The organism is Brevibacterium mcbrellneri ATCC 49030, assembly GCF_000178455.1.
GTDB classification, from domain to species: Bacteria; Actinomycetota; Actinomycetes; order Actinomycetales; family Brevibacteriaceae; genus Brevibacterium; species Brevibacterium mcbrellneri.
Map to the genome: position 1 here is coordinate 1 of NZ_ADNU01000042.1, position 10,423 is coordinate 10,423.

Annotated in this window: 10 protein-coding genes; 6 read left to right on the forward strand and 4 right to left on the reverse strand. The window is 60.8% G+C overall.

Features of this window, described 5'->3' with window-relative positions; translation table 11 throughout:
* Window positions 1–798, reverse strand: a 798-nt coding sequence (locus HMPREF0183_RS06945) for a cation transporter (RefSeq protein WP_040348478.1), incomplete at its 3' end; no start/stop codon positions are given.
* 70 nt (window positions 799–868) lie between these two features.
* Entirely contained in the window at window positions 869–1,078 is a 210-nt protein-coding gene (locus HMPREF0183_RS06950; protein ID WP_005884369.1) for a heavy-metal-associated domain-containing protein, read from the reverse strand.
* Between the two features lie 405 nt (window positions 1,079–1,483).
* Between HMPREF0183_RS06950 and HMPREF0183_RS06955 the strand changes: the two genes are divergently transcribed.
* Entirely contained in the window at window positions 1,484–2,218 is a 735-nt protein-coding gene (locus tag HMPREF0183_RS06955; protein WP_005884371.1) for a phosphatase, read from the forward strand.
* A gap of 142 nt (window positions 2,219–2,360) precedes the next feature.
* Entirely contained in the window at window positions 2,361–2,618 is a 258-nt protein-coding gene (locus HMPREF0183_RS06960) for a type B 50S ribosomal protein L31 (protein WP_005884373.1), read from the forward strand.
* 59 nt (window positions 2,619–2,677) lie between these two features.
* Here the strand turns inward: HMPREF0183_RS06960 and thiD are convergent, their stop codons facing one another.
* Window positions 2,678–3,508 (reverse strand): bifunctional hydroxymethylpyrimidine kinase/phosphomethylpyrimidine kinase, encoded by an 831-nt coding sequence (thiD, locus tag HMPREF0183_RS06965; protein ID WP_005884375.1) that lies wholly within the window; start codon window positions 3,506–3,508, stop codon window positions 2,678–2,680.
* Window positions 3,509–3,609: 101 nt separating this feature from the next.
* On the reverse strand, window positions 3,610–4,077 hold the full coding sequence (locus HMPREF0183_RS06970) for a tRNA (cytidine(34)-2'-O)-methyltransferase (protein WP_005884377.1): 468 nt from the start codon (window positions 4,075–4,077) through the stop codon (window positions 3,610–3,612).
* 66 nt (window positions 4,078–4,143) lie between these two features.
* On the opposite strand from HMPREF0183_RS06970, the gene HMPREF0183_RS06975 reads away from it, so the two are divergent.
* The 4 genes from HMPREF0183_RS06975 to HMPREF0183_RS06990 all read left to right on the forward strand — a co-directional run.
* A complete protein-coding gene (locus tag HMPREF0183_RS06975; protein WP_156798197.1) occupies window positions 4,144–4,779 on the forward strand; it encodes a hypothetical protein in 636 nt (211 codons plus the stop codon).
* Window positions 4,772–6,346 carry a DNA polymerase Y family protein gene (locus tag HMPREF0183_RS06980; RefSeq protein WP_005884381.1) on the forward strand — a complete coding sequence of 525 codons (1,575 nt, stop codon included), beginning with the start codon at window positions 4,772–4,774 and terminating at the stop codon, window positions 6,344–6,346. The genes HMPREF0183_RS06975 and HMPREF0183_RS06980 overlap by 8 nt, the downstream gene beginning before the upstream one ends.
* Window positions 6,346–9,444, forward strand: a complete 3,099-nt coding sequence (locus HMPREF0183_RS06985; protein WP_005884383.1) for an error-prone DNA polymerase — start codon at window positions 6,346–6,348, stop codon at window positions 9,442–9,444. Before HMPREF0183_RS06980 ends, HMPREF0183_RS06985 begins: the two co-directional genes overlap by 1 nt.
* A 104-nt stretch (window positions 9,445–9,548) precedes the next feature.
* A partial coding sequence (locus HMPREF0183_RS06990; RefSeq protein ID WP_005884385.1) for an O-acetylhomoserine aminocarboxypropyltransferase/cysteine synthase family protein occupies window positions 9,549–10,423 on the forward strand: 875 nt, incomplete at its 3' end.

Below are 10,423 nucleotides of genomic sequence, written 5' to 3' on the forward strand. Positions count from 1 at the left end.
CTCGGAGGTCGGGATCTTGATCTCGGCCCCGTCCCGCAGGACGGAGACCTCTTTCGCGCCGAGCTCGAGCAGCGCGCGCAGCGCAGCGCCGGCCTGGCGCTTGGAGCGCTTCTCGAAGTAGCGGCCGGCGAGGATGAACATCGTCACCCCCGCGGCGGCCTCGAGGTGGATGTTGCCCGCGCCGTCAGACGGCGCGATGGTGAACTCGAAGGGATGCGTCATCCCCGGCATGCCGGCATGGCCGAGGAACAATGCATAGAGCGACCACAGGAACGCCGCGCTCGTGCCCATCGAGACGAGCGTGTCCATCGTGGCTGTGCCGTGCTTGAGGTTGGTCCATGCGGCCTTGTGGAACGGCCAGCCCGCCCAGACGATTACCGGCGCGGCCAGAGCCAACGAGGCCCACTGCCAGTAGGTGAACTGCAGGACCGGAACCATGGCCATCGCGATTACCGGGACGGTGAGCACGATCGACCCGATCAGCCTCTGCTTTAGCGAGGTCAGTTCGGGGTCATCGGCTGGGTCCTGATCGTTGCCTTCGGAGTCCGTCGTCGCAGCTTCGGGTCGGGGCAGGGCGGCGGTGTAGCCGGTCTTTTCGACCTCCGCGACCAGAAGGGCCGGGTCATAGCCGGCGGGCACGGTGACCTTGGCCTTTTCGGTGGCGTAGTTGACGCTCGCGGTGACGCCGTCGAGCTTGTTGAGCTTGCGCTCGATCCTGTTCGCGCAGGAGGCGCAGGTCATCCCACCGACCTCCAGCTCGATGCTGCTGTCCGCACTCAGTGGCGCTGGTGCGCTCATGTCACTTCCTTCTCTCTGCTCTGCCGCGACCATGCAGTGCCGTGGGCCGCGAGGCTGGCCGGGGCCTTCATCAGGCGCGCACGGCCGAATAGCCGGCCTCTTCGACGGCAGCCAGGACCTGTGCGTCGTCGATCTCGCCGGAGGTGGTGACCACGAGCCTTCCCGTCTCGGCGCTGACCTCGATGCCGGTGACACCGGCGATCTCGCCGACCTCCTCGCGGACTGATGCCTCGCAGTGCCCACAAGTCATGCCCGTCACTTGGTACTCGTTGGCAGTCATCGGATAACCCTCTCTACTTGGGTACCCCCGGCGGGTACCATCTTGTGAACCGTATACCCATATAGGGTATTCCTGCAAGGTGAGTCGGGCTCGCTCTTGAATGGACCCAACGTTTCGAGGTGATACGCCACCGGGGTATGCTGGGGCTGTGAAGAGCGCGGCTCCTGAACCCTGCCGCGGCCAGCACTGGCTGCAGCTCGTCGTACTCACTGCACTGCTGATCATGGGTCTCCTCGGCATGCACGCGCTTATCGGCGGGTCGGCAGCGTCGACGACTTCCATGGCGTCGTCGGCTCATGCATCCTCGCAGTCGGCCGGAACGACGACTACCGCCTCCATGTCGAGCGAGTCCGGGGCGCAGCTGCCGTCACATGCTTCGCCCTCACCCAACATAAGGACTGAAACGTGGAAACACTCGCACAGCAACTCGAACAGGCCGCCATTACAGGGAAGGTCGCGACACCTCGGGAAATCAACCTCCTTCACATCCACCGCTTCCTCGCAGGGGAGCGTCAGTTCGACTTTGGGGTGACGCTGACCCGCGACTGGGACTACGACTCGGTGTTCCAGCTCATGGTGGACGCCTGCGGGATAAACCCAGACCCAGACTTCACGGAAGGCGTGGACACCATCTCCACGCAGCGGTGCATCGAACAATTAGACCTGATGCGGGCCGCCATTCAGGATGTCGCCTCCCGAGGTGGACGCATCCTGTTCGCGACCGGCCACCCCAGCGGGTTGTTGCCGGTACATGTGCGCATGCGGGACTGGGCCGTAAACCTGGGTGCGCGCACGGTCGAGCAGACGGACTTTGTGCCCGTTGAGATCGGGGGAGACGCGCGCACGGTGCTGGGAGTTTGGGTGTGGCACCAGCACGGCGGACTCCCGCACACCCACCTAGCTGAACCCGCCCAGGCGGTGTTGTCGCAGGTAGAAGCGCCTGATCTGGTGGTCGCCGATCACGGGTGGGCAGGGGCCGCCGGAAGCGCCGGCATCCGCACCGTAGGATTCGCGGACTGCAATGACCCAGCGCTGTTCGTAGCGCAGGCTCAAGAGCAGGTCGAGGTGTGCGTTCCCCTCGATGACAACATTCCGCCACACCTGTATGAGCCGCTCATCGCACACGTGTGTCGCGATTAACGCGCCACGTGGCTGTTCGATGTGGAACTGAGCGCACATTCGGGTATAGTTGGTTGCTGGCGTTTTACGCGTCAGCCATAAGAATTTGAGCACTGGCGGGCAACCCGGTTGCATCAGGGCTCTCGAGATTCAAAGGAACACCATGAAAAAAGATATTCACCCGGAATACCGCCCGGTTGTGTTCAACGACCTGGCTTCTGGAACCAAGTTCTTCACGCGCTCGACTGTGAAGACCGAAAAGACCATCGAATGGGAAGACGGTAACACCTACCCACTGGTCGACGTTGAAATTTCTTCGGCTTCGCACCCGTTCTACACCGGTAAGCAGCGCATCCTTGACTCCGCTGGACGCGTTGAGAAGTTCAAGGACCGTTACAAGGGCTTCGGAAAGCGCAAGTAACACGTATAGCAATAATGGCCGGCACGCTCATGTGCCGGCCATTATTGTGTGTTGCGCTCTTACAGTGTGCGCGCTTCCACGGTGATGCTGTCCGTGGGCTCAGTGCGCCATGCGCAGTGGAGCAGGGAGCGCACGCCGGTCGCGTTCTCAATTGAGGCGGCAATGCCGTGCGCAATTTTTTCCTTCGCCGAGGTCGCCGCGGCTACCAGGTCAAGTCCGGTTGCCAGCCCGGCGGCAATCGAGGAGGCGAACGAGCAACCGGCCCCGTTGACCAGGTGGTTGTTGACCTTGGTGGTCGACAGTTCGGTGACAGTGGTTCCGTCGAAGATGACGTCGACCGCGGTGGGTCCGTCGAGGCGAGCGCCACCCTTGACGATCACGTTCTGTGCGCCCTTGCTGTGAAGTGTGCGGGCTGCTTCGACCATGTCTTCGACGCTGTTCAAGGACTCCGCTCCCACCAGGGTGGCCGCTTCTTCGAGGTTGGGGGTGATCACGGTGGCGTGCGGCACGAGTTTTTCTAAGAATAGGTCTTTGAGGTCCACCATGGTGCCTGCGCCCTTACATACCAGGACCGGGTCAAACACGTACGGGATGTGTGCCTTTTCAATGTGGTCGGCCAGGACCAGTGCGTTGTCAACGGATCCCAACATGCCGGACTTGATGACGTCGAAGGAGTGGATTCCCAGAACCGAGGTGAGTTGGCGCGCAACGATGTCTTCGTCGACGAACTCGATTTCATGGACGAAGTCCTTTTCAGGGTTGAACGTCACAATGCAGGTCTCGACGGTGGAGCCAAAAACTCCGTACTCTTCGAACATTTTGAGGTCTGCGGAGAGTCCTGCTCCTCCGGAAACATCGAGACCGGCAAAAGTGAGCGCGCGGTGTGTCATGGGTCCTCCTGTGAGTGAACGTGTGAACGATTAAGCGAACGTGCAGATTCTATATGAGCGACCGGTTCTGTGTGGCCGGTTGTGTAATGAGCCCCAGCGGGCTATTTTCCGCCCGGGTACCCCAACTGACGCCATGCTTCGTAGGTGGCGATTGATGCCGAATTCGCCAGGTTCAAGCTACGCCTGCCTTCCAACATGGGAATGCGGACAGCCAGGTCCACGTGCGGGTCTTCTGCCACCTCGGCAGGCAACCCCGTGGACTCTTTTCCAAACAGCAGAACGTCGTCGGAGGTGTACTCGACCGTGTCGAATGTGTGCGTGGTGTGCGTGGTGAACGCGATGACGCGCTTGTGTCCCAGCTCCTCCCACAGGTGCTCGATCGTGGGGTGGACGGTGACGTGCGCCAGATCGTGATAATCCAGTCCCGCCCTGCGGAGTTTTGCGTCACTGAGGTCGAACCCCAGGGGCTCAACCAGGTGCAAGTGCGCGCCTGTCACGGCCGCTAAACGTATGGCGTTTCCGGTGTTGCCGGGAATTTCGGGGGTGTGGAACACGATCTGAATGGGCATGGTGCAATCCTAATCCTGTTGCTGACAAACCTTGCATACATCGAACATATGTTCGATACTGTTGGTGTGTCTGCTCTGCGTGATTTCCATAAGCTTCGCAGCCTCCCGGGCGTGCGTACCGCGGGGGACCTGGCTACGTCACGGCCAGTGTTCCCCGTGCCCGGTGCGCTGTCTTCGGTATTTTCCCGAGGTGGTTTACGGCGAGGCGACATCACCCAGATTGTGGGGACACACGGGTTTTCGGTCGCGTTGGCAGTCGTGTCGCAAGCAACACAGGAACGCCACTGGTGTGCCAGTTTAGGGGTGGGCGTTCCCGCAGTTGCCGCTCTGAGTGACTTCAACATTGCGCTGGACCACTATGTGAATGTTGCCGTTGAACCGGGTGACACTGTGCAGGCCCTGTCGATTCTGATCGACACGTTCGCCATCGTCATTACACAGCCGGTGCAGATGAGCCCAGGGCAGCGTTCCCGCCTTCACAGCAAAGTGCGCGAAAAGAACATGTCACTGATTGTTCTGCGCGATTTTCCCCACACAGGGGAGAAGCTCACTGTTTCTGAGCCACAGTGGGAGGGAATCGATTACGGCTCTGGCCACCTCACCGGTTATTCGGTGCACGTGGCAAACCCAGCCGTGGGCAGTGTGCGCATCGAACTCCCTGGTGCGGAACGCGCGTCATCGCAGGTGATTCGCCTTGTCTGAGGGTGCACGTACGCTTGTTCTCACGGTCCCTGACTGGCCAGCGCTTGCGGTGACACTCCGAGAAGACATCAACGTGAGCGAACCCGTCATAGTTGTGCGGGCAGGCGTTGTATATGCGGCTAACGCGCATGCCAGAAAACACGGTGTTATACGTGGAATGAACACGCGGAGCGCGCAACTACGGTGTCCGCACGCGCACGTGTACCCGTTCGACCTGGACCGTGACCACCAAGAATTTGCTACCGCCGTGACTGTTCTGGACAAGCTGGTAGCACGCTTCAGCCTGTTTCACCCCGGAACTGTCACGATCCCTGTTTCGTCCCTTGAACGCACATATGAAAACGAAGAACATGCTGTACACGACCTGCTGACAGAACTCATCGATGCAACCGGATGGGAAGTTTTTACCGGAATTGCCGACACCCCGTTCGCCGCTCTTTTAGCGGCGGACTCGCAAACCCGCGTCGAACCTGGGGCCACGGGGAAGTTTTTAGCGCCGTTAAGTGTCGACCGGTTACGGCTTGTGGACACCCAGTTCACTCCGCTCACCGTTCTTTTGCACCGGTTAGGAATCGACCGGCTGGGTCAGTTGGCTGCCCTGCCACGCACCCAGGTCTACACCCGGTTTGGAGAAACAGGAGCACGTGCCTGGCTTCTTGCCTCCGGGCACACTTATGAGCTTCCCCAAGAGCATGTGCGCGCCCGTGACTTCACTGTCAGCGGATCCCTGGAGCCACCCACAGGTAGGCTCGACGTCATTTCGTTTAAAGCACGCGAACTGGCCACAGACTTTGTGGACCGTATCCGGGAGTCCGGTCTGGTCTGTACGCACGTGCGCATCGTGTTGCACGCGTCCAGTCACACATATGAGCGCACATGGCACTTAGACACGCTCACCGAAACCGCACTGGCCGACCGTGTACGCTGGCAGGCCGCCGGATGGCAAGGGTCACGCACAGAAAAAGCCCCGCACGCAGAAGACAGCGATGTCCGGGATACCAGTGATGTCAGCGATGACAGTGGCGACGGCGTGCACCGCATCGAGTTCTACGCACAAGAACTCGTCGCCCCCTTACGTGCACAGTCGAACCTCTTTGCTCCACACACCGACGACGTCGGCGCCGCGCTTGAACGCATCCAAGGACTCTTCGGGATCGAAGCGGTGAGTACACCAGGCTTGCAGGGAGGGCGATCACCCGAAGAAACGAACCTGTGGACCCCCTGGAGGCACAGCACTGAACCCACCCGCGACCCCCAGGCGCCATGGCCCGGAGCCTTGCCACCACCTCGGCCCACCCTGGTAGAAAACACGCCAGTAGACCTTCTCAACGAATACGGTGAGCAGGTTGTTGCCAGACCCGCCGGGCTAGATAGCACCCCGCGGGTCCTCCGCACCCAGGAGGGCACGCAGGCTGTCACCAACTTTTCTTCCGCCTGGCCCGTGGACACACAGTGGTGGGGCGAACACCAGTACCACGTGCGGTGCCAGATTGTGACCGAAACCGGTGAAGCGTATGTGCTGTGCAAAGAAGCCGGGCAATGGGCCATCGTGGGAAGGTACGCGTAATGTACGCCGAACTTCACGCACATTCGAACTTTTCTTTCCTCGACGGGGCCTCCGACCCGGAAGAACTCGTCCACGCGGCACATGCAGCGGGGCTGTCAGCCCTAGCTCTGACCGACCACAACGGCCTGTACGGCGCCGTGCGTTTTGCACAAGAAGCCCAGCGCGTGGGAATGCCCACTGTTTTCGGGGCAGAACTGTCCCTGGATTTGGCCCACAAAATCCCAGGCCAAAAAGACCCGCAAGCCACCCACCTTCTGGTGCTTGCCCGCAGCGTTGACGGCTACCGTCAACTGTCACGCGCAATCTCACAGGGGTATGAACACGGCGAGAAAAACCGGCCGATTCTCCACCTCGAAGAACTCGCCGCCCTTGACCCCGACTGGTACATCCTCACAGGGTGCCGCAAAGGGCCACTCATTCCCCACCTCGGCGACCCAGACGGAGGCGTGAGCGCACTCCGTGGCCTCACCGAACTGTTCCCAGACCGGGTTGTCGTTGAACTGACCCGTTTTGGCCACCCCACGGACGATGCACGGATTGAGCACCTCACCCACCTAGCCACCCGTGCGAGCCTTCCTACCGTGGCCACGAACGCGGTTCATTATGCGTACAGATCGGGATACCGCGGGGCGCACGTGCGCGCTGCCATCAGGTCACACGCCTCCCTAGACGAACTGGCCGGCTGGCTACCAGCAGATGCCACCGCGTATGTTCGTACGCCTCATGACATGCGGGAGCGTTTTGGGCCCGGCCCGGTGGAAACGGCCCACCGGATTGGGCAAGAGTGCGCATTTGAGCTGTCGGCTGCCCAAGTGGGGCTCCCACAAGCGCCGGTTCCGCCGGGGCGGGACGCGGATGAACACCTACGTGAGCTCGTGTATGCGGGGGCTCGGCGCAGGTATGGTGACCGGTCGGAACACCCGCGCGCGTGGGAACAAATCGACAGCGAACTGGCCACCATTACTTCGATGGGATTCGCCGGGTATTTCCTCATCGTGGAAGACATTGCCCGGTTTTGCCACACCAACGGCATCTATTGCCAAGGGCGCGGGTCGGCTGCGAACTCAGCAGTGTGTTTTGTTCTGGGTATCACCGCAGTCGACGCGGTGAAGTTCCAACTTCTCTTCGACCGGTTTTTAAGCCCGCAAAGGGCCGGTTATCCGGATATCGACATCGACATCGAATCGGGCAGGCGCGAAGAAGTGATCCAATACGTGTACCGCACATATGGGCGCACGCGGGCAGCGCAAGTCGCCAACGTCATCACATACCGCACAAAATCTGCGGTCCGGGACGCCGCCTCGGCTTTTGGATACAGCCCCGGCCAGCAGGACGCATTCGCAAAAACTACCCACCGCGGAGCTCTGTCCCCAGACACTGACGAACCGCCCCACGTGCCCGCCCCCGTTCTGGAAGCGGCAAGGGACTTGCACGATTCGCCGCGCCACCTCGGGATCCACTCCGGGGGCATGATTCTTACCGACCGCCCCATTTACGACCTTGTCCCCATTGAGCCTGCCGCCATGGAGGGCCGCACCGTCATCCAGTGGGACAAAGACGACTCCGCTGCCATGAACCTCGTAAAGTTCGACCTTCTGGGGCTGGGCATGCTGGAAGCGCTTCGCCACATGAACGAACTGGTCAAAAAACACACGGGGCACGCGGTTGACCGCGGGAACATCCCGCAAGAAGACGGCGTGTACGACATGTTGTGCCGAGCCGACGCAGTAGGTGTGTTCCAAGTCGAATCGCGTGCCCAGCTGTCGACCCTGCCACGCATGCGACCCCGCAACTTCTACGATCTGGTCGTCGAAATCGCTCTGATCCGGCCCGGACCCATCCAAGGGGAATCCGTCCACCCGTACCTGCGACGCAGGCAAGGCGTTGAACCGGTCACCTACGCCCACCCGGCGCTGAAGAACTCCCTGGGTAAAACCCTGGGCGTGCCCCTGTTTCAAGAACAGCTCATGCAGATCGCGATCGACGTCGCTGGGTTTTCTGGTGCCGACGCTGATGAACTCAGACGTGCTATGGGTGCGCGCCGTTCTGCCCGCACTATGGCGGCGCTTGAAGAGCGGTTCTACCAAGGGTGCTCAGCCCGCGGAGTCGAGCCCACTGTGGCGCGGGAAATCTTTGGCAAGATTGCCGCCTTCGCCGACTACGGGTTCCCCGAATCCCACGCCCTGAGCTTTGCGAACCTGGTGTACGAATCTGCCTGGTTTAAATACCGACACCACGCGGCGTTCACCGCGGCTCTTCTGCGTAGCCAACCCATGGGGTTCTACTCACCCCAGTCGCTCATCGCCGATGCGCGGCGGCACGGCGTGAACATCCGCGCAGTCGACATTAACCTCTCCCACGAACACTCAGACCTCGAACCCGACCCCCAGTCCGTAGGCGGGTTCGCCATCCGGCTGGGGCTCACCTCGGTCAAGGGGATCAGCGCCGAGGTGGCAACCCAGGTGGTCACGCACCGCACCCAGCCGTACACCTCGATCGAAGACCTCGCGTGTAAGACGGGGATTCCCTCCGACGCGCTGGAAGCCCTCGCCACGGCAGGCGCATATGAGAGTTTCGGTGTTGACCGCAGGCAAGCGCTGTGGATCGCCGGTTCGCTGGCAGGTGCAGGGCCAGACACACTGCCGGGCACCTCGGCGGTCATGGAAGCTCCCGCGCTTCCCCTCATGACCGAATTCGACACCACACTTGCCGAACTGTTTTCCACCGGGATGACCGTGAACGGGTACCCAACGGAACACTTGCGCGCAGCCCTCAACGCGCGTGGCTTGGCTTCGACACGAGACGCCATGAACGCGCAGGCAGGAGCCCGGATCACGGTCGCCGGAATTGTGACGCACCGGCAACGCCCCAAAACCACAACCGGCGTGACGTTTTTTAACATCGAAGACGAATTCGGAATGCTCAACGTCGTGTGCTCACCGGGACTCATGAAACGTTTCGCACCCGTGTCCTACACCCGCTCCACCGTAACAGTGACAGGAACCGTGCAACGGGCAGGTGAAGTGGTGAGCCTCTACGCCCAAAAAATCACCGCACTCGACGTGCAAATCCCAACGTCAGCACGGAACTTCCGGTGATATGACCAAATAAGACACCACGTGACACGTCTTTGACACGCACAGGTGGAACAACCTCGGCCCCCGTTTAGCGTTGCATGCAACCAACAACGTTAGGAGTAACCATGACCGCCTTTGAAACCCTCCAGATCCACGAAGGGCAGACCCCAGACAGTGAAACTGGTGCACGCGCACTGCCCATCTACCAGACCACATCCTTCGTATTCGACGACGCGCAACTGGCAGCCGACCGTTTCGCGCTCAAAGATCTAGGGCCCGTCTACACGCGCCTCGCTAACCCAACAGTGCAAGCAGTTGAAGAACGCATTGCGGCCCTTGAAGGGGGAGTGGGCGCTGTCTTGACCTCTTCGGGGCAGGCAGCTGCATTCCTTGCAATCGTCAACATCGCAGGTGCTGGCGACCACATCGTCGCAAGCCCCTCACTGTACGGAGGAACCTACAACCTCCTCGACATCACCCTGCGCAAGCTGGGAATCGATACCACCTTTGTGGAAAACCCAGACAACATCGACGAGTGGAAAGAAGCTGTCCGTCCCAACACCAAAGCGTTCTTTGGTGAAACCCTGACCAACCCGCAGTCTGCAGTGCTCAACCTCCCTGAGCTCAGTAAAGCCGCCCACGATGCTGGTGTTCCACTGATCGTCGACAACACCCTGGCAACGCCATACCTACTGCGCCCCATCGAACACGGCGCCGATGTTGTGCTGCACTCAGCAACCAAGTTCCTGGGCGGACACGGCACCTCGATCGCAGGTGTCATCGTCGACTCTGGAAACTTTGACTACAGCGCAGACCCTGAGAAGTTCCCTGGCTTCAACGAACCAGATGCCTCCTATAACGGACTGGTCTACGCTCGAGACTTAGGACCAGACAGCGACTTCGGTGCCAACGTGTCCTACGGAATTAAGATCCGCGTGCAGCTTCTTCGCGACTTGGGACCATCGGCGTCGCCGTTTAACGCGTTCCTGATCGCACAGGG

Coding starts and splice junctions, on each gene's coding strand:
- thiD (WP_005884375.1), bottom strand. CDS start 3,508: ATGACACACCGCGCGCTCACTTTTGCCGGTCTCGATGTTTCCGGAGGA.
- HMPREF0183_RS06950 (WP_005884369.1), bottom strand. CDS start 1,078: ATGACTGCCAACGAGTACCAAGTGACGGGCATGACTTGTGGGCACTGC.
- HMPREF0183_RS06985 (WP_005884383.1), top strand. CDS start 6,346: ATGTACGCCGAACTTCACGCACATTCGAACTTTTCTTTCCTCGACGGG.
- HMPREF0183_RS06970 (WP_005884377.1), bottom strand. CDS start 4,077: ATGCCCATTCAGATCGTGTTCCACACCCCCGAAATTCCCGGCAACACC.
- HMPREF0183_RS06960 (WP_005884373.1), top strand. CDS start 2,361: ATGAAAAAAGATATTCACCCGGAATACCGCCCGGTTGTGTTCAACGAC.